The sequence below is a fragment of the Actinomyces bouchesdurhonensis genome, assembly GCF_963540955.1.
GTDB lineage: Bacteria > Actinomycetota > Actinomycetes > Actinomycetales > Actinomycetaceae > Pauljensenia > Pauljensenia bouchesdurhonensis.
The window spans coordinates 1-25,757 of the sequence record NZ_CAUTSL010000012.1; the positions used below are offsets into that span (position 1 = coordinate 1).

Consider the following 25,757-nt stretch of genomic DNA (forward strand, 5'->3'; position numbering starts at 1 on the left):
TGTCGAAGGGGAGCTCCACGCCCAGCTGGGTGAAGAGGATGTCGTCGTAGGTGAAAAAGGCGTCGCGCAGCGCCAGTTCGGCGGCTTCGAGCGCGGCATCGTCGGCCTCGTCTCCATCGCGTGCGATGTCGAAGTGGTTCTCGAATGCGTTCAGCAGGCGCGTCAGCGCGCGGCGGGCATCTCCAGTCATGACCACCAGTCTACCGTGAGACCGCACACTCTTTCAGGGCAGGTTGAGCTGTGAACGAATAACGGACACCATGAGGTCCGTGCCCTTGATTTCCGCCGTCTGCTCGGCACCCAGGATGCGTGTCTGCCCATCGCTGTCCAGTAGCTGCGAGGCACCCATATTCGGTCCGAGGGGAAGGATGACCCATTCTTTCGTGGGCACGTAATGTGCATCGGGGGTCTCCCCCTCGATCTGTGCGGTGATGTTCGCGATGACGACGCGGGCCTGCTGGCGGGCAGCATCCGCACGCTTGGATTCGCGCACGTCGGTCAGGTCACCGACGGCGTAAACGGTGGAGTGCCCCGCTACCTGCATGGTGGGTTCAACGCGAATCGTCCCATCGGGGTGCAGGAGGGATTCGTACTCGCTGCCGATCAGGAACCCGGTGTTGGCGCGCGCTCCGTAGCACTGGAACCAGAGGTCAGCCTCGATGACATCGCCGTTCTTGGTCTCAACCATGAAGTGTGCGAGATCGCCAACGTTCTGCGGCGGCAGGTATGCCAGCTCCGAGCCGGTCACGACGCGGACGCCGAGGGTGGCTAGCTGCTCGCTGATTTCACTGCGCAGCGCGTCGGTGTAGCCGGGCGTACCCAGGATCTGATTGGTGGCCTCGACGATCGTGATGTCCAGACCCGGAAAGGCGTTGGCTAACTCGCCGGTTAGCTCGATGCCGACGGTGCCGCCGCCGACGATCATGACGGACCTGGCGCACGAAAGATTCTCGTGTAGCTGCTCGAGACGAGCCTTGGCCACGGAGGAACGGTAAGAGGAGTACTTGGCCGGGAAGGGGTAAGTCGACCCCGTGGCGAAGACAACATAGTCTGCTTCGATGGGATCGTGACCAAAGACATGGACCGTGGTGCCATTCACGGCGGAAACGGTTCCGCGCACGACCTCGCCGCGGTTCAGGAGGTTCGTGTAGGGCATGAAGATCGCATGTTCCCACACGGTATCCACAGCGGCGCGCAGGGCAGCCGCGTGATGGACGAACTGGTCCTTTTGTTCAATGAGGACAACGTCTGCGAGGGGGTCGAGTCCCTTGGCGACCGTGACACCCCCATATCCTCCGCCGATGACTGCGACGCGTGCCATGACATTCCTCCTTTTGAACGGACGGCGTCTATTGTGTCACCTCACGCCTACAAATGCGCGCGATAGGGACTTTAGTCCGCTTCGAGTGAATTCTTGTCTGTCGTCAGGCCTAGTCCGCGCGCAATGTTGGGCTGGAAAAAGTTGGGCCCCTTGAGAACCTTGCCATCCTCGCGCAGCTTGACAGATCCGTCAGGCATGAGCTTGGACAGGTTCGATGCCTGCACCTCAGCCAAGACTGAGTCCAGGTCTATGCCAGACTCGATGGCCATGCCGTAGATAACGTAGACCAAGTCAGCAAGGGCGTCCGCCGACTCGATGAGATCACGTTCGCCGTCATCAGCCGCCAGCGCCTGCCTCGTCGCAGTTTCGATAATTTTGCGGGCGCGCGGGCCGTAAACAGCCCCCATGAGTTCGGCGAACTCCTCTGCAATCAGGCTCATACGCATCGTCATGCGTTCATAGTCCAGTGTTGGGTCTGTAACAGGACGGATGGGCACGGAGTAGGTGTGGTGGAACTGCATGACTAGTTCCATTGGGCTGGGTGCAGCCGTAGGGGCCGAGGCTTGGGTGTCTTTATCGCTCATGAGCGGTCCTTTCTCGCGTTATCCCAGGCAGTGGCCAGGATGTTGGAAAATGCTGTGACGGTCTGGTGGCCATCAACGAGGAACTGAGAGTTCAGCACGTAGGTGGGGACGGCTGTTACCCCCATGTGCAGCGCCATCTGATAGTCGGAATAGACCTTCGAAGCCCATTCCTCTTCACCCAGCGCCAGGGCCGCCAAGTGAGCGGACATGCCGATGTCCTGAGCGCAGCCGATGAGCACCTCGGGGTTGGACACGTCCAGACCCATCTCGAAGTGAGCGCGCATGATGGCCTCGGCAACTTTGAGATGGAGCGAATTCGGCCCGGCGACCGTGTACGCGTCAATATCGCCGTCGTGGGCGGCGGCGATCACGCGGTGCGCACGCGACGTGGGCGCGATTATCAAGGAGTCGAAGTTGAAACGAATGCCTTCGCGGGCACCGAGCGCGCACATGCGCTCGTCAGCCTCGCGGATCTCGTCCAGGCTTGCTGCGCCGGATTCGACGAGGGCAACGATGCGCGGCGTTTCAGCGGCGACCTCCAGGTCAGGGTCGAGCAGGTAGGCGTGCAGATAGACCTCGATGTTATCGCCGTGATCACAACTGGCTATGGCCGCGCGCAGGTGTCGCAGTCCCAGGTAACTCCACGGGTCGCACGTGTCGAGCCACATATCAATACGCACGGTTTCTCCTGTTCGGCGATATGGAAAACCCCGGAGCCTTTCGGCCCCGGGGTATGTCGTGCGCGGAGGGGGACTTGAACCCCCACCCTCGTTAAATGAGGACTAGCACCTCAAGCTAGCGCGTCTGCCTATTCCGCCACCCGCGCAGGTGAGCGATGCGAACCGCTGCGATCCGCAAGCGAGTAGAAGCTTAACACACCGCGGGCGGCGTGCGCCAATTGAAACTAGGACTCGACTTTTTCACCCTTCAGACGGGAGTCCAAGGTTGAGAAAACCCTTGCAATTGCGTCAATGTCGCTGTCCGTCATCCCGTCCAGTAGGTACTCGCTGACCGTCTGTTGATGCAACTCTGTGGCAGCAAGCACAGTTTGGATTCCTTGCGTGGTCAGGCATGCATCATAGCCACGTCGATCAACCTTGGACGCAATGCGTTCGACCCAGCCATCGCGAGAAAGGTTGGAGACCAGGTAGGTGACGCGCGACGGGGAGTAGACGACGCGGTCGGCCAGTTCACCCATGCGCAGGCGGTGGGCGGGTGCTTCCCATAGGGCAAGGAGAATATTGTAGTCGGGCATGGAAACGCCGTAGGTGCGCTTTAAGCGCGTTTCAAGGATCCCCTGAAGACGACCTGACGCTTCGAAGAAAACTCGCCACGCGGCAGCACGCGCACTATTGGCTTGAACGATCGGCGTGAGCCGTGCTCGTGATTCCACGTCTGTCTCTCTCATAGTTGTGTCGGATGCTTCTCTCGGGATAATAGGGCATAGTGACTAAGAAAGCACCAACAACGCGGGGGATTCAGTGTCTTTACATATTTCAGCTGTTCTTTTCGATGTTGACGGGACAATTGTCGATTCTGCTCCCGTCGTACTGTGCGCGTTTCGAAGGACGCTGGCAGATTTCGGACTGCCGATCCCTGAGGATCAGCGGCTTCGTACGTATGTGGGTCCTCCCCTGTGGTACGCATTTGGTGACCTGGGATACTCGGGGAAGCTGCGTGCGCAGCTGGTGACACGGTACCGTGAACGCTACATGGATCACTACTTAGATCCGGAGCCATTTGACGGGGTACCCGAGCTGCTGTGGGACCTCCATCGCGCTGGAATCCCGATGGCGACGGCCACGTCGAAACAGGCGCCCATGGCGATCGCGCAGATGGAGCACTTGGGTCTATCGGAGGCCTTTGACGTCATTGCGGGGGCAACGCCGGACCCGGGGTCCACGAAGACGACGGTCATTCACGAGGCCGTGGCTCGGCTGGGCGCCAAGGGTGCCGACGTGTCGTATCCCGTCATCGTCGGCGACTCGATATGGGATGTGCGCGGCGGTCATGAGGCAGGGATTCCGGTGGTCGGGGTCGGGTGGGGTTACGCGACGGAAGACGGACTGGACGATGCCGACGCTGTGTGTGACTCTGTCAATGACCTGCGTGCGCTGCTCGTGCCAGCTGCTCGCTGAGGTACTAGCGGAAGTCACGCGATCGCACCTTGATGGGCAGATGAATGGGTGTGAGGCGAAACGCTCGCACATTGATCGCGCCATCACCCCACTCAAGAGTGCCCCGCACGAGCAGGGCGTCAGACTCCAGGCCAACGCGCCGAAACTTATTCCAGGTGCCTTTACTCACTGAAACATTGACATACCCGCTATCGTCTTCGAGGGACAAGAAGACGGTACCCCTTCCCGTGTGAGGTCGCTGGCGGTGCGTGAGCAGACCGGCAACGTCGACGATTCTCCCGTCGAGGTGGGATCCCAGGTCGGTAGCACGCAGGACGCCCTGCGGCAGACCCGCCCTCAGATAGGAGAAGGGGTGATGCCCGGGGGTCAGCCCCGTGGCCGCAATGTCGGCGCGCATCTGCTCGACGTGGGTCAGGGGTGCCAGTGCGGGGACGCGGGTACCGACCTCGGTGCCAGGCAAGAAAGGCTGCCACTGCCCCTCTCGCGTCGATGGCGCGGCCAGAGCGCCGGCAGACCAGGCTCCCCCACGCCTGCTCACCCCCAGGCACTCGAGAGCACCTGCCATGGCCAGGCGCTCCATGTCCAAGGCAGACAAGTGAGCGCGCTCGGCCAGGTCTGCCTGACTCGTAAAAGGCCCCGCTCCCCTGGCTGCCACGACGCGCTCGGCAGCCCGGCCCAGGCCTCGTACCGACGACAGGCCGATGCGCACCGCCAGCTCCCGGTCAACATCCAAGGGTATGTTCTGCCGGGATGGAAGCGGATCGGAATGCCCCTCCCGGTACTCCTCCGTACCGACCGGCGTGCGTTGCACGCCCGCGTCCACGAACGACTCGTTGACCGAGGGACCCAAGACCGCAACCCCGTGTCTGCGCGCGTCCTGTACCAGCGTCGCCGGCGTATAGAAGCCCATCGGCTGTGCGGCCAGGATCGCGGCGTAAAAGTGTTCGGGCGCGTGGACTTTCAGCCACGCGGACGCGTACACGATGTGCGCGAAGGAGAAGGAGTGCGACTCTGGGAACCCAAAATCCGCGAATCCTTTGAGCTGCTCAAAAATACGTTCACGTGTGGAAGCGTCGATCCCGCGTTCCTCCATCCCAGCCATCAGATCCCCCTTGAGGGCCTCCATACGTTCAGGGCTGCGTTTGGCTCCCATCGCACGCCGCAGCTGATCGGCACGGGAGCCCGACAAGCCCGCAGCATCCGTGGCAATGCGCATGAGTTGTTCCTGAAAAAGAGGCACACCTAGAGTCTGACGCAGAGCAGGTTCGAGCAGTGGATGCAGGTAAGTGACCGGCTCGCGGCTCGCACGCCGACGCAGAAAGGGGTTGACTGCACGGCCCTGGATGGGGCCCGGGCGCACGAGAGCAACCTCGATGACGATGTCGTAGAAGCAGCGAGGTTTCAAACGCGGCAGAGTGTTCATCTGTGCGCGCGACTCCACCTGAAATACACCCACGGTATCTGCCGCACATAGCAAATCGTAGACGCGCGGATCGTCTGGAGGAAGCGTGTGCAAGCCAAGCGGTCGATCTGCGTCCCCTACCAACATGCGCGAGGCCCATCCACGCAAGGGCGGGAGTTCCGCGCTGCGCTCCCCGCCCCTGAGCTCATCGAAAGCGATGCGCAATGCCGTGAGCATCCCAAGAGAGAGCAGGTCGAACTTCACCAGGCCCGCGTCCGCGCAGTCTTCCTTATCCCACTGCAACACGGTACGTCCCTGCATGGCTGCCCAACCCACCGGACAGATACGCGAGACCGGCTGGTCGGTGAGCACCATGCCACCCGAATGGATGCCCATGTGTCGAGGAAGGCGCGACAGTGCCCGTGCTGCTTCGGCAACCAGAGGCGGAACCTCACCCTTACCCCGCGCCCAGGCCTGCGCGCTGCCCGCCGGATAACCCAGAGCCCGCGCCGCATCGCGCATGGCTGATCGCGGCCGATACGTGATGACGTTGGCCACCTGGGCCGCACGATCACGCCCGTAGCGGTCGTAGACATGCTGGATAACCTCCTCGCGTCGGCCCGCCTCAATATCGACATCAATATCGGGTGGCCCTGAGCGCGCCTCCGAGAGAAAACGGTCGAAGAGCAAGTTGTGACGCACCGCGTCTACAGCCGTGATCCCCAAGCAAAAGCACACGGCCGAATTCGCAGCGCTACCTCGTCCCTGACACAGGATGCCGCGCTGGGAGCAAAAGTCGACGATCTCTTTAACGATCAGGAAATAACCCGCAAATTCGAGACGCTCAATGATTCCCAGCTCGCGTTCAATCGTCTCCCACGCCCGCGGATATTGGTCGCGCGTGCCGTAACGCTCGCGGGCACCTCGCCAGGCTAGGTGTGCCAGCCACGTCTGAGGCGTGTACCCCTGCGGCACGCTCGTCCGCGGCAGTCTGGGAGCAACCATCCTCAGGTCGAAGGACACCTGCGCGGCGACCTCGCACGAATGGAGAAGAGCCTCGGGGTGGTCGGCGTGCAGGCGAGCCATCTCACGCGGCGATCGCAGGAAAGAACGATGCGCACCCAGGTGCGCCACAACCTCGTCTAGGCAGGAACGCAAACGGGTCGCTGTCAGGATGTCACCAAGCGCTTGCTTGGAGGGCGAGGACATGCGCGCCCCCGTGGTGGCGAGGAGTCTAGCCCCGACACATCGTGCGAGTTCAGCCAGCGTGTCCCCTCTTTCCGGCGCGTCTCCCGAGGCCGCCTGCCACTCCACGAGGACGTGCTCCATCCCACCAGCAGCTTCCGCGAGAGCGCTTGTGACCCGTCGCGCCCACGCAGGCCCGCCTGCTCGCAGGGCTCGCATGAGGGGGCCTCGCCTTCCACCAGTCAAAATAATCAGGTCACCCCCTGCCTCACTCACATCCTCGAGGGTGATGCGCGGCGCACGCTCCCCCTCCTGCGCGAGGGCCCGCTCGCTCATCATGCCGACGAGGTTCTCATATCCAAGCGGACTCGCAGCCACGATCGGGACTCTGACCCCCGGTTCTTCCGCGCCTGACGCGAGTCCCCATCCGGGGACATGAGCGCCGGGGACAACAGATCGCAGCGCGTAAGGATCGAGAGTGACCTCGGCCCCATAGACGATCGGCAGCCCGCAACGTCGCGCCGCCATCGTCGTCTGAACACTCGAATATACGCCATCAACATCGAGGACGGCGAGGGCATCAAGACCCAGGCGCGATGCTTCGTCCACCATGTCGGCGGGTTCGTCGGTGCCCTCCAGGAAAGTGAAAGCGCTGTGTGCATGCAGCTCCGCGTATCGAGGTTCATCACTCACCCACACATTATATCGAACATATGTTCGAAGGTGGTGGAGGGTACCAACATGATCCGAGTACCCGAACACGCCCTGCCTCGCATCACCCCACCGAACGCGACATCAATTCGGCCCTCCTGGCGCTAGCCAAGGAGACCACGCACATCAGCAACGCTCAGAGGAGCGCTTCCCGTTCCGTTCATAACAGAGGAAATGAGGCGGCGTTTGCGATCCTGCAGCTCCACCACTTTCGCCTCGATCGTATCAGCGGCAACCAGTCGATAGACGTTGACCTTCTTCGTCTGTCCGATACGGTGGGCACGGTCAATTGCCTGTTCCTCAGCCGCAGGATTCCACCACGGGTCCATGATGTACACGTAGTCAGCTTCCGTCAGTGTCAGACCGGAACCCCCCGCCTTCAATGAAATGAGGAAGACCTGGGACACACCAGAGCGGAAACGCTCAACAACCTCCTCACGGTTGCGCGTCGATCCGTCCAACTGCACGACGGACACACCGCGCCGCTCCAAGACGTGTCGGATGCGCGCCAAGAACGACGTGAACTGGCTGAAGATCAGAGCTCGATGCCCCAGCGGCACAATCTCATCAAGACGATCGGCCACGTACTCGACCTTCGCTGATCCCACGTGTGCGTAGGAATCCTCAACCAAAGCCGGGTCGAGTGCCAGCTGACGCAGCCGCGTGATCGAGGCCAACACGCTCATGCGATTCGCGTCCGGTTCAGCCAATAGGTCAAGGATACGAACCCGCTCACGAGCCAGGTACTGGTCATAGATGCGGCGGTGTTCCTTCCCCAGTTCAACGCGCACAACATCGACGATTTTGTCAGGTAAATCAGTGGCTACCTGCTCCTTCGTTCGGCGTAAAATAAAGGGAGCGACGTAGGAAGTCAAGCGCTCGAGCATATCGACATCGCCGCTCTCGATCGGGCGGCGCACCTTCTGGGTGAAGGTATCCCACGCAGGCAAGAGTCCAGGACAGGTCAGAGACAGAATCGACCACAGATCACCCAGAGAATTTTCGATCGGCGTGCCACTGACCGCCAGGCACCAGGGTGTATCCATGCTGCGCAGCGCGCGATAGGTGGCCGTTCGCGGGTTCTTGACCGCCTGGGCTTCATCGATGACGACGCCACAGAGACGCACCTCGCGCCACTGATCGGCCTCCAGGCGCGCCAGCGTATAGGAAGTGACGACAATGTCCGAGGCCTGAGCCTCCTGCACGATCGTCGTCCCCCTGCGCGCGGCTGTCTCACCAACACAACGCACACGCAGGCCGGGCGTAAACTTCGTGGCCTGCTCCGCCCACACGCCTACAACCGAGGTCGGGGCAACCACCAACACCGGACCCTTCTGACCACCCGCAGCGCGCAGCGAAGCGATCGCCGACAAGATCTGCACGGTCTTACCCAGACCCATATCATCGGCAAGAACACCACCCAATCCCGCAGACAAGCGGGACGTTAGCCAGGCGTGCCCCTGGCGCTGATAGGGACGCAACACCTTGGCCAAAGCCGACACGGGTGCGAGACTCCCTTGACGTCCCTCCCCCCGCAACGACGCAACACGCTCCCTCCACGCCTTCGAGAGAGAAACAGAATCCACCTGATTCTCGAATAGGTCAACAATGCCAGCCGCCGCAACCGACAGGCGTAGCCCCTCCCCCTCCCAGCCAGTCAACGCCCGAGCCTCGTCCAACAGTGCATGCAAGGCGCGGATACGAGGACCATCCAGGCGCACCCACACGCCCTCCACCTCGACATACTCATTCCCACGCCCAATGGCCTCCAACGCTTCGCGCACACTCAGATAGTGATCCCCAACGCGCAGGCGTACATTCAAGTCAAACCAATCCGACGTGGCACCGTCCACAGCCAGCTCCACGCCCATCCCATCCTGCGAGACTTCGATCGCCCGCACGTCCGGCGCAACATCCCAAACGAGTCCATCCACGGTCTCACCCTCCACACAGGCCGAGAGGAACTCTGGCACACGCCACGGATCAAGGCGCCCCACAGTCGGCAACGTCGGCCACAGGTCGCTTCCCAGCGCGGCGCCCCATCCGTTGATACGACCCACGAGACCAGCCACCGCCTCGTCTCCCAAGGCCTGCGCAAGAGGAGCGCGCGAGCGAGACTCCCCCTCGTCGTACTCCACCCACCACCGCACGACGACGCCGCCGCCGTCACGCCGCACCGTGCCCACGACCCTCATCTGTGGCCTCGCGTCAGGATCGAAACTCCCATCCGATGAACTCATGACGAAACGCCTACGCAACGATGGTAGCCACGACGCACGAAACTCCGCCACATCCGACGCAGGCACAACGAGAGGCCTATCCAGTGGAAAACCCTCCAGCGCATCCACCCCCTCAATGCGCGCCGCACGCGTCCCCCCATCCAGGAGAAGCAACCCAGCCTCACGATCAATACGCGGGGATGCCAATACCTGATCCCCGTTGCGCGCCACGACGCGAACCTCCAAACCCGCCTCCGAAGCCACCACATCAATATCGGCATCCCACGTCGCATGCGACAGCACGAAGGACTCACGCCCATCCTCCGAAACAAAAAGTTCCACCCCTGCGCGCACAAGGCGCTCCAGCCACGCATACGCATGCTCCTCCAACGAACTAAGCGTCACCTCCGTCCGCGAATGCCACGACCGAGACTCACGCGAAAGCCGATACCCCTCACGCAACAACGACACATGAGTCGGATCAAGCCCATCCGTCACTGACGCCCACTGCGTCGCCGTCAGATCAAGCCACGATGCGCGCTTCGTCGTCCACGCGAACGACGATCCCCGGCGCAACGGAATCAACGCGGCCTCCACCGCCGGATCATGTGCATCGATGACAAGGGCAAGTGGTTCCCCGCTGCGCTCGCGGATACCGCCCAACACCTGTTTCAGGACACGACTCCACTCAGGCACAGACTCCTGGCGCTTGAGAGCCTCAGCGCGCCCGGCAATCAACGCAGCCGCGGCATGCGGACAATCCGTGCGCAGAGCGCACGCGCACTTGAGTGAGGGGCGGATAGCTCCCTGGGAAATCCACGCACGATAGGTCAGCCCTGCCTCCTTCACACGTGCCTCAAGGAGGTTGCCGTCCTGGTTCCAGGACAACTCGCGCACCGCGCCCGCGTGCTCGAGGCGCAACCCGTTTGCCCAGGTCGCAGGACCGACAAGAGCCATGATGTCATCATCGGACATCGACGCAAGGGTCTCGCTCAAGGAGAGAGTTACCATCCTTTCAGTCTACGGCACACTCTCGCACGCGTCGCCGTCAGCTATCCATTCCCTCTACCATCCACTGCCCCTTGCTCCACACCAGCAAGACAACCTGACCGTCTTCGAGTGTGACACGCATGTAGGCACGGGCATGCTCCCCCGCCCACCAGCGTCCGCTCACGGGCCACGGACCAGCAACGGTACGAATCTTCGCGCGCTGGCCGATTCCCGGTAGCCCATCACGTTGAGAATGATCGAAGAGGCGGTCCTGAGTACAGGACACCAGTAGATACGCAGGACACGCCGTCAGCGTCCCTCGATGATCGACGCGCACGTCGCCACCCGCTCCGCGCTCTGGAGCAAGAGAAACTGGCACAGGCTCATCGAAAAGGGTGGCCGGCGAACCAGACACGGCTCCCTCCCACTCCCCCTCTTGAGAGCGACACGACTCCTGATCACCCCAGCGCGCCATGACGATGCGGCTGCGCGGATCATAGCCGCCCTGCACTCGAGGAACCAGAAGCGAGTCCGGCCCCGCCAGCCCCTGAATACGCACGGCGCTACGTAATACATCCCCCTCTCGATGTCCACGCCCCCACAGGGACGATGAAGAGTCCCCAAAACGTGGGTCGCAGGCCGTCAGACAGAACGAGCACACCCGACCGGAGGGTTCCTGGCCACCTGCCAGCCACCCAGCCAGGGTCCATCGGACACGCAACGCGATGTCGGCGGGATTCGATAGGTCGCACCCGCTCCAAGTCCGACTGCGCCCATCTCCTCCCTCGTCCTGCACGTCGATACGCAGCGTGTACGAGACGAGTCCCTCCTGAAAGAGATGATGCGCAAGCTCCGCGGCTGCCTGAGTCACGGGGACCATCATCATATCGATGCTTTCACCCCCGCTCTCAATGTCGCGGCCAACCGATATGTCAGACAGGACTCGCTTTGCGGACGCGACAGACACGTCCTCTCCCGAAGCAAGTACCCACAGGCGCTCGCCGATGTCGCCGAAGCGCTCACACACGGGACCCCGGCCAAGCGCGATCAGATCCGCACAACTCACGATGCCCAACCCAGCCATGAGTTCCACAGCACCGGATGCGCGTTCCCGCATCGACGGCGGCACACAGGCCAACGCACGCGTCACACCGATGCTCGACAGGAAGGAACGCGTGTCGTCGCTGAGCACAATGCGCCCTGCTCTGGCAGCCTCGACGGACGCCAGGGGTCCGTCAGCGACCCCAACGAAGCACTCAACGCCCACTTTCTCTTCAATCGCCTCGACGAGTAGGGAGGCCGCCTGCTCCTCACCCCCCGCCCAGCGTGCTGGACCACGCGCCCGGCACCGGGCCAATCCCGGGCGCAGGCACTCGACCCCCGCAGCGACCGAGTCGAAAGCATCAATAACCGCACTGAAGGCACGAGCCTCCCGGTCGGGGTCACGCGGCAGACACACCAGTTCCGGGCACAGGTAGGTTGCCTCACGCACACTCATTCCCGCACGCACCCCGCAGCGCCGTGCGGCAGCGCTGGCAACATCGACACGATCAGCGTGAACGACAGCCCCACTCCCGCCCGGTGGCAGGTCAACCACCAAACAGTTCACGGGCCAATCGGGCACCCACACCACCATGTAGCGCATCTAAACCACCAGACGCATATGCTCTGCGTCTCTCATGCTGCGCGAGAGACCCGGCCATGCGCGCAGCGTCACGAGGGTACGCCCCAGGGACCGGGCGCGTGCCGTCAGGCCACGTTGCTCGAAGCGGGTCAATCCTGCGACGTCGAGACACACGACGTCGCACGCATCGAGCAGGAGTGCACACAGCTCGCCCATGTTCGCTCCCTGGTCGGGATTTAGAACGAGCACCCGCTCCAAGTCCATCCCCTGACGCGCGGCCCATTCCCACCCGACATGACGCACACCACACAATCCGATCCACCCGTCTGGCGGGCACGCGTCGATGAGGATCCGTATCAGCCGTCCCCTTTCCTGTGGGCCCAGGAGTACCGGTGCGGACACACCCGATGCACGAGGCACCTCGATGTCGACCCGACCACGCAGACCAACAGAATCTTCGGCGCGACTCAGGGCCTCTCGTGCTTTCAGCAAACGCACGCGAGCATCGGACATCTCTCCCCCTGCCACATAGATAGAACATCTGTTCGATAGGGGAAGTCTAGAAGCACGGTCGCACATCTGCGTTCCGAGCGCACGTTGCCCGCCTCATACGCAACAATACGCAACAATAGAGAGGAGAGAAAAGGAGCACTCATGACCATCGATACTCGCCCCCTGGCCCCCACTCCCTTCGAGGGCATCGATCTGCCCAGCTTCACCCTGACCTCGTCCACACTCACCGACGACGCACCCATGCCGGAGTCAGCGACCGCGCGCGCAGGCTCACTCTCCCCCGACCTGACATGGGAAGGCTTCCCCGAGCGGACAGCCAGCTTCATGCTGACCTGCTTCGACCCAGACGCCCCCATCCCCTCGGGCTGGTGGCACTGGACGATCCTGGACATCCCCGCCTCGATGACACACCTGGACGAAGGCGCGGGCGCATCCGATCTCACCCTCGATGGCCCCGCGTTCCACCTGCGCGGCGACGCAGGCGAGGCCTCCTACTTCGGAGCCGCCCCGCCGGTCGGCGACCGCCCTCACCGCTACATCTTCACGGTGCATGCACTCGACGTGGACACCCTGGGACTGGATGACGACGCAACCCCCGCCATGGCCTCGTTCGCCGCGCTCGAGCACACGATCGCACGCGCCACCCTGACCGTCACCCACCAGGCTTGAGAACATGCTGCACATCATCTTCTGGGAGCCCGAAATCCCCGGTAACACGGGGGCCGCGATCCGACTGTCGGCCTGCACCGGGTCCATGCTGCACCTCGTGGAACCCCTGGGCTTCGACATGGATGACGCCAAGCTGCGCCGGGCGGGCCTCGACTATCACGACCTCGCGCACGTCATGGTCCACAAGAACCTCGACGACGCGCTCGCGCAGGTTCCGGGACGCGTGTGGGCACTGACGGGACACACACACTCCATGTATTCAGATGTCGCCTACCAGGACGGCGACGGCCTGCTGTTCGGGCGCGAATCGGTAGGTCTGTCCGAGGAAGCCATGAATCATCCGCGCGTGAACAAGCGCATCCGTATTCACATGCGCGAGGGCATACGCTCTCTCAACCTGGCCAATTCCGCTTCGATCGTCCTGTACGAAGCCTGGCGTCAGCTGGGATTCCCGGGCGGAGTCTAACCTAGTTCCCCAACGCTTTCGGAGACTTGAAAGGAACGAGGCCCGGGTAGAATCGCTCCGCCGGGCCTCGCTCTGTCTCACCATCGCTGAGCCGATGCCCAGGTCAATGAGTCTTCCACGGCGGACTTGGGCGTTCGACCTGCTCGGCGAGCGAGACGATTCTGCGCGGATTCGAGCGCCACATCCACACAATGCCGACAAGAGAGACGACGAGGGGAATGTAGTAGAAATCCACCCCCATGCCGGTCCACGCAGAGCGTGCAGAGTTCAGCTCGTCGAGGCCAAGGGAAGCGACCCACAGAACGATCGGAACGGCGATCGACAACGCGATACTCACCCAGCCAACCATGCGCATACGCCTGCCGTTATGCGTCAAAGCCGTGGCGGCGACAAGGTAGTCAACGCCTGCGAGGAGCGCAACAAGCTGGGGACCCCACGGCTTATCCTGCCCATGAAAAAGATCAATGACTGCCGTCACGAAAATCCAGACGCCAAGCACCCAAAACAGGGCAATGATGATACGTCCCAGACCAAGGGAAGGCGGGCGTTGATCGCGCGCACTGTCACCGCCATTAGTCGCGTCTTGTTCATACACGATTCGATCCTACCGATCACATCATCGCGTCGCACCGCATTCCAGGGAGCAAGCCACACCCACCGAGGCGTGTGGCCCGATACACCAAGTCGAGACAGCGACCTGTGGGACATCACCGCACAAACGTGGGACAATAGGCCTATATGGACCGTGAGGCCCGTCATGAAATCTACAATTCTGAGCGTTAAGCTCGTCAACGAGGAGTTGTCAACCTTGAGCGAATCGATCTACGACATCGTCATTCTGGGTGCGGGTTCCGGCGGTTACGCGACCGCCCTGCGTGCAGCGCAGCTGGGCATGAAGGTCGCCCTCATCGACGGCGATAAGGTCGGCGGCACATGTCTACACCGCGGCTGCATCCCCACGAAGGCGTACTTGCACGCCGCCGAGACTGCCGAGGCCGTACGCGAATCCGCGAAGTTCGGCGTCAACTCCACCTTCAATGGCATCGACATGGCGCAGGTTGGCGCATATCGCGACTCCGTCATCTCGGGCCTCTACAAGGGCTTGCGGGGCCTGCTCAAATCGCGAAAGGTTGAGCTCATCTCCGGTTGGGGGCACCTGGCCGACGCCAACACCATCGAGGTAGGCGGCCAGAGAATCACCGGTCGCAACATCGTGTTAGCCACCGGTTCCTATTCGCGCTCGATTCCTGGCCTCGACATCGGCGGACGCATCATCTCCTCCGACCAGGCACTGCAGATGAACTGGGTTCCCTCCTCCGTCGTCATTCTCGGCGGCGGTGTCATCGGCCTCGAGTTTGCCTCTGTCTGGCGCAGCTTCGGCGCCGAGGTCACCATCATTGAGGCGCTGCCCCACCTGGCCAACAACGAAGACGAAGCCATCTCCAAGCAGCTTGAGCGCGCCTACCGCAAGCGCGGCATCAAGTTCCACACGAACACCCGCTTCGCTTCGGCCACGCAGTCCGTGCAGGGCGTGCACATAACAACCGAAGATGGGAAAGCGTTCGACGCCGACGTCCTGCTGGTCGCTGTCGGCCGTGGCCCCGTCACTGAAGGCCTGGGCTACGAACAGGTCGGAATCACACTGGAGCGCGGTTTCGTCATCACCAACGAGCGCCTACACACCGGTGTTGGCAACATCTATGCGGTCGGCGACATTGTTCCCGGCCTGCAACTCGCCCACCGCGGCTTCATGCAAGGCATCTTCGTCGCCGAAGAGATCGCCGGTCTGAACCCGAGCATGCAGGCTGACATCAACATCCCGCGCGTGACCTTCTGCGAACCCGAGATCGCCTCGGTCGGTATGACAGAGAAACAGGCTCGCGAAAAGTACGGCGATCGGGTGCGCACAGTCGAGTACAACCTCGCCGGCAACGGAAAGTCGTCTATCCTGGCAACGTCGGGTCTCATCAAACTGGTCTCGGTCAAGGATGGTCCGATCGTGGGCTTCCATGGCATCGGGGCACGCATCGGAGAGCAGATTGGTGAAGGCGAGCTCATGGTGAACTGGGAGGCGTACCCCTCGGATGTCGCCTCGCTGATCCACGCGCACCCGAGTCAGAACGAGTCGCTCGGCGAGGCAGCTATGGCGCTGGCTGGCAAGCCCCTTCACGTCCACAACTGATACAGCTTTTATTAGGAGAACACACATGGCAACGTCAGTGACCATGCCCGCTCTGGGTGAATCCGTGACCGAGGGCACCGTGACGACGTGGCTCAAGCAGGTCGGCGATACTGTCGAGCTTGACGAGCCCATCGTTGAGGTGTCCACCGACAAGGTCGACTCCGAGGTCCCCTCCCCCGTCGCGGGCGTCCTCCTCGAAATTCTGGTTCCCGAGGATGAAACCGTCGAGGTCGGCACCGCGATCGCACGCATCGGCGACGCCTCCGAGGCCTCGACCCCCGCAGCCGCTCCGGCTGCCGTTGCGCCGGTCGCCCCCGCGGCCCCCGCTTCCGCCGCACCGGCTACGGGCACCGAGGTCCGCATGCCCGCGCTGGGCGAGTCCGTCACCGAGGGCACCGTGACCACGTGGCTGAAGGCCGTGGGCGACGCCGTCGAGGCCGACGAGCCGCTGCTCGAGGTGTCCACCGACAAGGTCGACTCCGAGGTCCCCTCACCCGTCGCGGGCTTCCTCGCCGAGATTCGCGTGCCCGAGGATGAGACCGTTGAGGTCGGCACGGTCGTCGCGGTCATCTCCGCGTTCGCCCCGGCGGTTGCTCAGGCGGCCCCCGCTGCCCCCGTTGCGCCCGCGGCTCCGGTCGCCCCCGTGGCTCCCGCTGCGCCCGTGGCTCCCGCCGCTCCTGCTGCTCCCGCTGTGCCCGTGGCTCCCGCTGCGCCCGTCGATCCTTTCCCGAACGCCTCCACACTTGCGGCGGCTGCTTCGAGTGCGCCCGTCGTCGCAACCCCCGCGGCCGCGACTGGCAGCGCCTACGTGACCCCGATCGTGCGCAAACTTGCCCGTGACCTCGGCGTTGACCTGGCGACAGTGTCGGGAACCGGTGTCGGCGGACGCGTACGCCGCGAGGACGTCGAGGCAGCCGCCGCAGCTGCTCGTGCCGCGGCTGCTACACCCGCCCCGACCGCGCCTACAACTGCTGCCCCGAGAGTTCAGACAGTCCGTGAACCCTCGCCGCTGCGTGGCACGACCGAAAAGATGTCGCGTCTGCGTCAGACGATCGCCCGCCGCATGGTGGAATCGTTGCAGACGGCCGCCCAACTGACCACCATCATCGAGGTTGACGTCACTAAGGTTGTCGCACTTCGAGCCCGCTCGAAAGACGCGTTCCTGACCACGCACGGCACGAAGCTGACGTTCCTGCCCTTCTTCGTGAAGGCAGCAACGGAAGCTCTGGCCTACCACCCAAAGATCAACGCGACCATCAACGACAAGGAAGTTACGTACTTCGATCACGAGCACGTCGGCATCGCTGTTGACACGCCGCGCGGCCTACTCGTGCCCGTCATAAAGAATGCGGGCGAGAAGGACATCCCGGGTATCGCCACGTCCATCAATGACCTGGCCGCACGCACGCGCGACGCCAAGATCGGTCCCGACGAACTGTCCGGCTCGACCTTTACGGTGACGAACACCGGTTCCGGTGGCGCACTCTTCGACACGCCCGTCCTGAACATGCCGGAAACCGCGATTATGGGCGTCGGCACGATCGTCAAGCGTCCCGTTGTCATGAAGGGTGACGACGGCGCTGATGTCATCGCGATTCGTTCAATGGTCTACCTGTCACTGTCCTATGACCATCGCCTGGTCGACGGCGCGGACGCCTCCCGTTTCCTCATGGATGTCAAGAAGCGTCTCGAGGCTGGCGCGTTCGAGGCCGATCTGGCTCTCTGATTGACTCACACGCATTGTGATGGGGTGGGTCCAGTTGACCCACCCCATCAGTGCATCCAGTGGGTGCAGAAGGGTAACCAATCGTCGCGTGCTCGACAGTCCACCTCTTCGGCGGCTTGCGCGCCTCGCTGCGTCTAGCTCTCCTGGCCCGATTCGGATTCTCCCTGCGCCGAAGGCGTCGCGAGCGAGGCTGCAACGACCTTGCCGGACACGGGATCAACCCTCAAGACAAGCTCACTCGACGTGGGCGCACCGTGGTCGTCGCACACGTCCGCCTTGCAGGTCTGGGAGGTGGAGACCACGAGTGTAGCGTTTACGTCCACGCTGCCAGCTTCGCAGGACACGACCCGCACGTCTTCGACAGCGGAAGACAGGGCGAGAACCTGCACGTCCTCGGCTTGCATCGCTTCGATACGCTTCGTGTCTTGTTCGAGGAGCTCGCCGCCCAGAACGGCTTCGAGTGCTGATGCATCCCCGGTAATGACGGCCTGGTCACGCGTCGCGATGGCATGATTCAGCAGATCTTCCACGTGGGTCGCATTGCATAGATCGACCGTCGGCTCGGGGATTATGTGACTACTCTGCGCACTGGGAGGCACCGCCGGTGCCCGCATGCTTGACCACCTCCAGTAGCCGAGGGTAGATGCGAGGAGGACAAGAACGGCGATGCCCGCCAGGAGTGCTCGGGAGCGCCACGCGCGACGGGGTAACTCCTCGCATGGTCCGTCAGCCGAACACCCATGGAGAGGTCGCTCCGATCCCGATTCGTCGTCATTGATCGTGTCCTCACGCAAAGCAGCCGCGCGCAGATCGGCGATGACCTGTTGCGGATCGGCAGGTTCGCGAGAGATGACATGTTCATTAGGATCGTCAACCGTTGGTGTGCGCGAACCCGTTGGCACCGAGGCCTCGTCGAGCCCCAGCTCAGCCAGGGCTTCGTCCATCTGGAGAAGCGAGGCTATTCGACGCAAGCACTGCAGGTCCCCCGTCATTCCAGTGGTGTCGAGGCTCCACCCGGGAGTTCCTTGCCCCTCTTCGATCTCATCAATGAGATCGATGATGACCGCCCTGCCTTGCGGAGTGATCATGATATTGGCGGGTGTCAGGTCCCCGTGAACAATACCGACGCGGTGTAGTGCGCTCAGGCCCGCTGATATGCCTTCGATGATCTGGCGGCGGGTAGCTTTGGGGCGCAGGTCGGCCGATCCTATTTCAACATCGAGGGGACGCCCGTAGACGAAGTCCTGGACGATTCCCCAACGACCGTCGTCGGAGCGCACGACATCACGTAAGGCAACCACGTGGCGTGAGGTGAGCGATGCCCACGCCTTCCAGCGCTCTAAGGAACGCTCACCATCGCTTGATGATCGCAGTGCAAAAAGTGCTTCCCCGGCGCTCGATTGAGTCCTCCACAGGGGACCTCGCGCACCGATGTGGAACACCTGACCGAGCTGGTATCCGCCGATATTCATGGTCATATTGTCCAAACTCATACAATGTGATGCAACTCATTTCACATAGTGCCCAGTCGGATGCATGGACGTTCTCTGGGTGTATACACGTAGAATAGTGACGCTATGAGTGAAAAGAATCCCCCCGCCAAGAGACGCTTCTATCAGAACGTCCTTGACGCGTATCGACTGACCGCACGCACGTATCCGGCACTGCCCTGGATCCTCCTAGGCACAGCCGCGCTCGTCATCGCCCTGTTTGTCCTGGTGGCATTCCTGACGAACACCTCCTGGATTGGCTGGCTCATCATCGGCATCCTGGGGTCCATCACCGCAGCACTCGCCATCCTGAGTTTCCTGGCTCGCCGTGCACTCTTTGCCCAGGTCGAGGAGACGGCGGGCGCCGTCAAAGTGGCACTCTCACAGATCCAGCGTGGTTGGATTATCCCCGAACAGCCCGTTGCAGTTACGCGCGAACACGACCTCGTGTGGCGCATCGTCGGTCGTCCCGGCATCGTTCTTATCTCTGAGGGTTCGGCTTCCCACGTGCGTCCACTCCTGTCCACTGAGGCTAAGCGCGTCACTAAAATCATGCGTAACGTTCCCGTCCACCAGATTCAGGTGGGTCGCGAGGAGGGGCAGGTTGCTCTGAAGGATCTGCGAAGTGAACTGCGTAAGTTGAAGAATGTTCTCACTGCCGAGGAGGTTCCCCAGGTATCTGCGCGCATCAACGCACTGCGTTCGAACGAGCCACCTATTCCAAAGGGAATCGATCCGCTTCGCGCGCGAGCCTCGAGGAGAGCATTGCGCGGGCACTGAGTCACATAGTCAAGTGGGCGAGCACGATGTGCTCGCCCACTTGTGCATCCAGGATATGAGACCCCCTCGACATGCATAGTATGCATCTGTTTGCATATTCATTATCGACAAGGACCCGCAATACAGATACCGAGGAACATAACCATGCACACGACGAAGATTTTCGCAGCCTTGACAGCCGCTACCGCAGCGATCACGCTGACCGCTTGTACCGACCCAGCGACAAACACGACGAACAGCGCACAGAGTCATTCCACCGATTCGACCTCCACATCCTCCTACGATATTTCTTCGATCCCCACGGTCGACGAAATCGCCGCAATGGTTCCCGAGGACATTAAGAAGCGGGACACATTGCGCAACGGTGCCTCAACAGGATATGCACCGGCCGAATACATGGCCTCCGACGGACAGACTCCAATCGGCTACGACGTGGACATCAACAAAGCGCTCGCCAAGGTCATGGGTCTGAAGGAGGGAACAACGAAGCACTCCGAGTTCCCGACGATCATCCCCGCACTGGGCACCAAGTTTGATGTCGGCATCTCCTCCTTCACCATCACCCCCGAACGCGAGCAGCAAGTCAACATGGTCTCCTACCTCAATGTCGGATCGGCATGGGGTGTTGCACAAGGAAACCCCAAGAATTTCGACACGTCAAATCCCTGCGGCACGACGATCGCCGTCCAGACTGGCACCGCGCAGGAAACATACGCTGAGGAATTGTCGACCCAGTGCGTCGCCGACGGCAAGGAGAAGATCAGCGTCATGCCGCACGAGCTGCAGACAGATATTGCTACGAAGATCATCAGTGGACAGTATGACGCGACCTTGGCCGATTCCACCGTCATCGGCTATACGAGCGCCCAGTCGGAGGGCAAGATCGTCCAACTCGGAGAGACTTTCGAATCTGCGCCCCAGGGTGTCGCGATCAACAAGGACGACGAGGAACTCACCCAGGCAATCCAGGCTGCCATGCAATACCTCATGGATAACGGCTACCTGGCGGACATCTTGGCGTCCTACGGCGCACAGGATGCCGCACTGACCACGGCTGAACTCAACCCAACGGTTAACTAATCACGTGACACTCAACGCATAATATGCACTCATGTGCATATCAGCGCATAATGGAAGCAATGCAGGGGCACAACGTCCCACCCCATCGGAAGGCACATCATGACCATCACGAAGGCACACGTCCTCATCGCTCTCGCAACCGCAGCCGCACTCCCCCTGGCAGCGTGCGCGGACCCGAACACGTCGTCCAACGGATCGACCACCGGGGCCAACGCGACTGACGCAAGCGCGGCCACGACCTCGTACGACGTCTCGTCGATCCCAACGGTCGACGAGATCGCTGCCCTGGTGCCCGATGAGGTCAAGACGCGAGGCACCCTGCGCAACGGAGCCTCGGCGGACTACGCGCCCGCAGAATTCCTCGGAGATGACTCCCAGACTCCCCAGGGCTACGACGTGGACATTAACCGCGCTCTCGCCAAAGTCATGGGCCTGAAGGAGGGGACCACCAGCCACGCTGAATTCCCGACGATCATCCCGGCCTTGGGCACCAAGTTTGACGTGGGCATCTCCTCCTTCACGATCACCTCCGAGCGCGAGGAGCAGGCCAACCTGATCTCCTACGTCGAGGTCGGCTCTGCCTACGGCGTCGCCAAGGGAAACCCCAAGAACTTTGACCCCGCCAACCCATGCGGCACGACCATCGGCGTCCAGACCGGCACCGCGCAGGAAGACTACGCAACCGAATTGTCCGAAAAGTGCGTGGCCAGCGGTTTGGACAAAATCACGATCATGCCGCACGACCTGCAAACAGACATCACCACCAAGGTGATCGGCGGCCAGTACGACGCGACCTTCGCCGACTCCACCGTCATCGGGTACACGGCGACACTATCGAATGGCCAGATCGAGCAGGTCGGCGACGTCGTCGAGTCCGCGCCCCAGGGCGTGGCCGTCAACAAGAACGACGCGCAGCTGAGCGAAGCCGTCCAGAAAGCCATGCAGTACCTAATGGACAATGGCTACCTGGCCGACATCCTCGACACCTACGGCGCGAAGGAAGCCGCCCTGACGACGGCGGAACTCAATCCCGCAACCACCGACTGAGGCACTCATGGCACACATCAAAGACGGCGTCGAACTACTCGACGCTAAACCCGTCCCCCGGCCGGGGAGGTGGGTGAGCGCATTCGTTGTCGCGGTCTTCGCGGCAATGGCCATCCATGCACTGATGACGAATCCCAACTTCCAATGGAACGTTGTCTTCCAGTGGCTATTCTCCGTCTCGATCATGCAGGGCGTCGCCTTCACGATCATCCTGACGGTCCTCGCGATGACGGTCGGCACAGTCCTGGCGATCACGATGGCGATCATGCGCCAGTCGGTTAACCCGGTCCTGCGCTGGGTGGCCATGGCTTACATTTGGTTCTTCCGTGGGACGCCTATCTACACGCAGCTCATTTTCTGGTCGCTGCTGCCCACGCTCTACCCGTCACTGTCCGTTGGGGTGCCGTTCCTCGGCTCGCTGCTGGGTTGGGAGGTCAGCTTCGACACGGCAACCTACTTTACGCCCTTCTGGATGGCCTTCCTAGGTCTGGGACTCAACGAGGGCGCATACCTGGCCGAGATTATGCGAGCGGGTCTGCTGAGCGTTTCGAAGGGACAGTGGGAGGCCGCGACGGCCTTGGGTATGCCGAGGGCGACGATCTTCCGCAGAATCATCCTGCCGCAGGCGATGCGCGTCATCGTCCCACCGATCGGCAACGAGACCATCTCGATGCTCAAGACCACCTCGCTGGTGTCGGCGATTCCCTTCACGCTTGAACTCACCTTCATCGCGCGTCAACGCGGCCAGGCGACTTTTGCGCCGGTCCCGCTCCTCATTGCGGCTGCGATTTGGTATCTGGTCATCACGAGCCTGCTGATGGTGATCCAGTCAATGATCGAGAAGCACTTCGGCAAGGGCTTCGAGCGCCGCGACAACGCCGGCGCGCAGGCGTCCACCGGCGAGGAAAGCTCGGATGAGGACGACAAGAAGACGAGCACGCACAAATTTTTGGATGTGACACCATGACGGACAAGGCTGTGGAGACGACGACCGATGCGACACCGATGGTGTCCGTGCGCGGCGTTCATAAGTTCTTCGGCGACCTGCACGTGCTGCGGGGCATCGACCTGGACATCGCGCCGGGCGAGGTCTGTGTCATTTTGGGTCCCTCGGGGTCGGGTAAATCGACCCTGTTGCGGTGCCTAAATATGCTGGAGGGTATCAGCGCGGGACGCGTATACATCGATGGCGAACTGTTGGGCTATCGAGAGTATGCGAACGGCGTGCTCTTTGAACGCCACGACAAGGAGATCGCCGCGCAGCGTTCCCGCATCGGCATGGTGTTCCAGCGCTTCAACCTGTTCCCGCACATGACAGCTCTGGAGAACGTGATGGAAGCTCCTGTCCAGGTGCTGAAGCGTTCGAAGAAGGAAGCTCGCGTTCAGGCCCTGGAGCTCCTTGATCGAGTGGGGCTGGCGGATCGCGCGGATCACTATCCTGCAGAACTCTCGGGCGGGCAGCAGCAGCGTGTGGCGATTGCCCGCGCGCTGGCGATGGAGCCGGAAATCATGCTCTTTGATGAGCCGACCTCCGCGCTTGACCCAGAGCTGGTGGGCGAGGTCCTGCAGGTCATGCAGGACTTGGCGGCGTCGGGCATGACCATGGCCGTCGTCACACACGAGATCGGTTTTGCCCGCGAGGTTGCCGATCAGGTTCTCTTTATGGACGGCGGAGTGATCGTTGAGGCGGGTTCCCCCGCTGACGTGATTGACAATCCGCAGGAGGATCGTACCAAGGAGTTTTTCTCTAAGGTTCTCTGATTCATCTGACGAACAAGGCCGGGGCTGGTGTTCTCCAGTCCCGGCCTCGTTGTGTGTGTCTTCGGGCAGCGTGGGCGCGACCGTCTCGTGCGGAGCGCACGGGCGGGTGGCTCGCCCGGTCAGGTGAGGGTAACGAGGTCGAGGTAGCTGTCGTCCCAGAGGTCTTCGTCGGCGTCGGGCAGGAGGAGGACGCGCTGCGGGTTGAGCGCGGTGACGGCGCCGGGGTCGTGGGTGACGAGGATGACGGCGCCTTCGTAGTCGCGCAGAGCGGCGAGGATTTCTTCTCGTGAGGCGGGGTCGAGGTTGTTGGTGGGTTCGTCGAGCAACAGGACGTTGGCGCCGGAAACAACGAGGGTGGCCAGGGCGAGGCGCGTCTTTTCGCCGCCGGAGAGGACACAGACGGGCTTGTCGACGTCGTCTCCCTGGAAGAGAAATTGTCCGAGGATGTTGCGCACGTGCGTGTCGTCGAGCGTGGGGGCGGCGTCGGCCATGTTTTCGCGGATGGTTCGCGTGTCGTCGAGTGTTTCATGTTCCTGCGCGTAGTAGCCGATCTTGAGGCCGTGACCGGGGACGACCCGGCCGGAGTCGGGTTTTTCGATGCCGGACAGGAGGCGCAGCAGAGTGGTCTTTCCGGCGCCGTTGAGGCCGAGGACGACGACTTTGGATCCGCGGTCGATAGCCAGGTCGACGCCGGTGAAGACTTCGAGGGAGCCGTAGGACTTGGACAGGCCTTCGGCGGTGAGGGGAACGCGACCGGAGGGAGCGGGGTCGGGGAAGCGCAGGCGCGCGACCTTTTCCTGCTCGATCTCCCCTCCCGCCTGGGCGAAGAGTTCTTCAGCGCGGCGCAGCATCTGCTGGGCGGCGACGGCCTTGGTGGCCTTGGCCCTCATCTTTTCGCCCTGGGCCTTGAGGTGCTCGGCCTTCTTCAGGGCGTTGGCACGTTCCTTGCGGCGGCGGCGCTCGTCTTCCTCGCGCTGCTTGAGGTAGGCGGCCCAGCCGAGATGGTAGATGTCGACGTGGGCGCGGTTGGCGTCCAGGTAAAACACCTGATTGACGGTGTCGCCCAGCAGCTTGACGTCGTGGGAGATGATCATGACGCCGCCGGGGAAGGTCTTGATCCAGTCGCGCAGCCACACGATGGAGTCGTGGTCGAGGTGGTTGGTGGGCTCGTCGAGGAGGAGGACGTCGGCGTTGGAGAAGAGCACGCGGGCGAGTTCGACGCGGCGACGCTGTCCACCCGAGAGAGTGTCCAGGGTCTGGTCGAGCACGCGATCTTCGAGGCCGAGGGAGTGAGCGATTTGGGCTGCCTCAGCGTTGGCGGCCCACCCGCCGGAGTTGGTGAACTGCTGGTCGAGTTTGACGTAGCGTTCCATGGCCCGCTGCTGGCGAGCACCCTCGGTCGTGGACATCTCGTGCTCTGCCTTGCGGATACGCGCGATGATCGAGTCGATGCCGCGCACGGAGATGATGCGATCGCGCGCCTTCATATCAGGGTCGCCGACGTGCGTGTCCTGAGCGAGGTAGCCTATGGTGCCGTTGGACGTGATAGTACCGGTGTATTCGGCCGCTCCCCCGCGGTCGGCTTCGCCGGCGAGCAGGCGCATCGTCGTGGTTTTACCGGCACCGTTACGACCGACGAGGCCGATGCACATTCCTTTGTCAATACGGAAGCTGGCATGGTTAACGAGTTCGCGGGCACCGATTCGCAGCGAGAAATCCTGGACGTTGATCACGCTCCAAGAGTAGAGGGAGGCATCGCTGTGGGCGAATCAACCCGCCCCGTCGCACGCCCCGCGACGCCACATAGCGCGATTTACGGGCACAATGGGTGGTGCACATAACCATTCCGTTTTCCATTGTGAGGACTTT

General features: G+C 62.2%; 22 protein-coding genes and 1 tRNA gene. 10 read left to right on the forward strand and 13 right to left on the reverse strand.

Annotation, left to right across the window (positions count from 1 at the left end):
* From RYL44_RS03325 to RYL44_RS03350, 6 genes are all read right to left on the reverse strand, one after another.
* The coding region (locus RYL44_RS03325; RefSeq protein WP_314975091.1) for a DNA primase at nt 1-190 on the reverse strand (190 nt) is incomplete at its 3' end.
* Nucleotides 191-223: 33 nt separating this feature from the next.
* Nucleotides 224-1,321 (reverse strand): NAD(P)/FAD-dependent oxidoreductase, encoded by a 1,098-nt coding sequence (locus RYL44_RS03330; RefSeq protein WP_073983265.1) that lies wholly within the window; start codon nt 1,319-1,321, stop codon nt 224-226.
* Nucleotides 1,322-1,392: 71 nt separating this feature from the next.
* The gene (locus tag RYL44_RS03335; RefSeq protein ID WP_314975092.1) at nt 1,393-1,905 is read right to left on the reverse strand and encodes a nucleoside triphosphate pyrophosphohydrolase family protein; all 513 of its coding nucleotides are present in this window, start codon (nt 1,903-1,905) and stop codon (nt 1,393-1,395) included.
* Entirely contained in the window at nt 1,902-2,585 is a 684-nt protein-coding gene (locus tag RYL44_RS03340) for a DsbA family oxidoreductase (protein WP_234968715.1), read from the reverse strand. Before RYL44_RS03340 ends, RYL44_RS03335 begins: the two co-directional genes overlap by 4 nt.
* Nucleotides 2,586-2,644: 59 nt before the next feature.
* Nucleotides 2,645-2,731: transfer RNA gene (locus RYL44_RS03345), tRNA-Leu, on the reverse strand.
* Between the two features lie 78 nt (nt 2,732-2,809).
* Nucleotides 2,810-3,298, reverse strand: a complete 489-nt coding sequence (locus RYL44_RS03350) for a MarR family winged helix-turn-helix transcriptional regulator (RefSeq protein ID WP_073983263.1) — start codon at nt 3,296-3,298, stop codon at nt 2,810-2,812.
* An 88-nt stretch (nt 3,299-3,386) separates the two neighbouring features.
* Here RYL44_RS03350 and RYL44_RS03355 point away from each other — a divergent pair, with 88 nt between their 5' ends.
* Nucleotides 3,387-4,043, forward strand: coding sequence for an HAD family hydrolase (locus RYL44_RS03355; RefSeq protein ID WP_084795700.1), 657 nt, complete (start codon nt 3,387-3,389; stop codon nt 4,041-4,043).
* 4 nt (nt 4,044-4,047) lie between these two features.
* Here the strand turns inward: RYL44_RS03355 and RYL44_RS03360 are convergent, their stop codons facing one another.
* From RYL44_RS03360 to RYL44_RS03375, 4 genes are all read right to left on the reverse strand, one after another.
* The gene (locus tag RYL44_RS03360) at nt 4,048-7,323 is read right to left on the reverse strand and encodes an error-prone DNA polymerase (protein ID WP_314975093.1); all 3,276 of its coding nucleotides are present in this window, start codon (nt 7,321-7,323) and stop codon (nt 4,048-4,050) included.
* 122 nt (nt 7,324-7,445) lie between these two features.
* Nucleotides 7,446-10,571: a DEAD/DEAH box helicase gene (locus RYL44_RS03365; RefSeq protein WP_314975094.1), complete on the reverse strand. Its 3,126-nt coding sequence runs from the start codon at nt 10,569-10,571 to the stop codon at nt 7,446-7,448.
* 37 nt (nt 10,572-10,608) lie between these two features.
* A complete protein-coding gene (locus tag RYL44_RS03370; RefSeq protein ID WP_314770143.1) occupies nt 10,609-12,159 on the reverse strand; it encodes a DNA polymerase Y family protein in 1,551 nt (516 codons plus the stop codon).
* Between the two features lie 36 nt (nt 12,160-12,195).
* Complete coding sequence (locus RYL44_RS03375) at nt 12,196-12,687, reverse strand: hypothetical protein (RefSeq protein WP_276738608.1); 492 nt, start codon at nt 12,685-12,687, stop codon at nt 12,196-12,198.
* A 141-nt stretch (nt 12,688-12,828) separates the two neighbouring features.
* Here RYL44_RS03375 and RYL44_RS03380 point away from each other — a divergent pair, with 141 nt between their 5' ends.
* The gene (locus RYL44_RS03380) at nt 12,829-13,356 is read left to right on the forward strand and encodes a YbhB/YbcL family Raf kinase inhibitor-like protein (protein ID WP_073983259.1); all 528 of its coding nucleotides are present in this window, start codon (nt 12,829-12,831) and stop codon (nt 13,354-13,356) included.
* 4 nt (nt 13,357-13,360) lie between these two features.
* Complete coding sequence (locus RYL44_RS03385) at nt 13,361-13,822, forward strand: tRNA (cytidine(34)-2'-O)-methyltransferase (RefSeq protein ID WP_073983258.1); 462 nt, start codon at nt 13,361-13,363, stop codon at nt 13,820-13,822.
* 103 nt (nt 13,823-13,925) lie between these two features.
* Here the strand turns inward: RYL44_RS03385 and RYL44_RS03390 are convergent, their stop codons facing one another.
* Nucleotides 13,926-14,417, reverse strand: coding sequence for a hypothetical protein (locus RYL44_RS03390; RefSeq protein ID WP_073983257.1), 492 nt, complete (start codon nt 14,415-14,417; stop codon nt 13,926-13,928).
* A gap of 213 nt (nt 14,418-14,630) precedes the next feature.
* Here RYL44_RS03390 and lpdA point away from each other — a divergent pair, with 213 nt between their 5' ends.
* Both lpdA and sucB read left to right on the forward strand, forming a co-directional pair.
* Entirely contained in the window at nt 14,631-16,004 is a 1,374-nt protein-coding gene (gene lpdA / locus RYL44_RS03395; protein ID WP_314975112.1) for a dihydrolipoyl dehydrogenase, read from the forward strand.
* Nucleotides 16,005-16,029: 25 nt separating this feature from the next.
* Nucleotides 16,030-17,730 carry a 2-oxoglutarate dehydrogenase, E2 component, dihydrolipoamide succinyltransferase gene (gene sucB / locus RYL44_RS03400; protein ID WP_314975095.1) on the forward strand — a complete coding sequence of 567 codons (1,701 nt, stop codon included), beginning with the start codon at nt 16,030-16,032 and terminating at the stop codon, nt 17,728-17,730.
* A 134-nt stretch (nt 17,731-17,864) separates the two neighbouring features.
* Here the strand turns inward: sucB and RYL44_RS03405 are convergent, their stop codons facing one another.
* Nucleotides 17,865-19,202 carry a protein kinase domain-containing protein gene (locus RYL44_RS03405; protein WP_314975096.1) on the reverse strand — a complete coding sequence of 446 codons (1,338 nt, stop codon included), beginning with the start codon at nt 19,200-19,202 and terminating at the stop codon, nt 17,865-17,867.
* A 105-nt stretch (nt 19,203-19,307) separates the two neighbouring features.
* Here RYL44_RS03405 and RYL44_RS03410 point away from each other — a divergent pair, with 105 nt between their 5' ends.
* The 5 genes from RYL44_RS03410 to RYL44_RS03430 all read left to right on the forward strand — a co-directional run bounded on the left by RYL44_RS03410 (nt 19,308) and on the right by RYL44_RS03430 (nt 23,888).
* The gene (locus RYL44_RS03410) at nt 19,308-20,000 is read left to right on the forward strand and encodes a DUF4191 domain-containing protein (RefSeq protein WP_314975097.1); all 693 of its coding nucleotides are present in this window, start codon (nt 19,308-19,310) and stop codon (nt 19,998-20,000) included.
* 144 nt (nt 20,001-20,144) lie between these two features.
* On the forward strand, nt 20,145-21,080 hold the full coding sequence (locus RYL44_RS03415; RefSeq protein ID WP_276738621.1) for an ABC transporter substrate-binding protein: 936 nt from the start codon (nt 20,145-20,147) through the stop codon (nt 21,078-21,080).
* A 99-nt stretch (nt 21,081-21,179) separates the two neighbouring features.
* Entirely contained in the window at nt 21,180-22,127 is a 948-nt protein-coding gene (locus RYL44_RS03420; protein WP_073983254.1) for an ABC transporter substrate-binding protein, read from the forward strand.
* Nucleotides 22,128-22,134: 7 nt separating this feature from the next.
* Nucleotides 22,135-23,094, forward strand: a complete 960-nt coding sequence (locus tag RYL44_RS03425) for an amino acid ABC transporter permease (protein ID WP_314975098.1) — start codon at nt 22,135-22,137, stop codon at nt 23,092-23,094.
* Entirely contained in the window at nt 23,091-23,888 is a 798-nt protein-coding gene (locus RYL44_RS03430; protein WP_314975099.1) for an amino acid ABC transporter ATP-binding protein, read from the forward strand. The genes RYL44_RS03425 and RYL44_RS03430 overlap by 4 nt, the downstream gene beginning before the upstream one ends.
* Before the next feature lie 119 nt (nt 23,889-24,007).
* Here the strand turns inward: RYL44_RS03430 and RYL44_RS03435 are convergent, their stop codons facing one another.
* The gene (locus RYL44_RS03435) at nt 24,008-25,621 is read right to left on the reverse strand and encodes an ABC-F family ATP-binding cassette domain-containing protein (protein WP_314803479.1); all 1,614 of its coding nucleotides are present in this window, start codon (nt 25,619-25,621) and stop codon (nt 24,008-24,010) included.
* Nucleotides 25,622-25,757 lie beyond the last annotated feature (136 nt).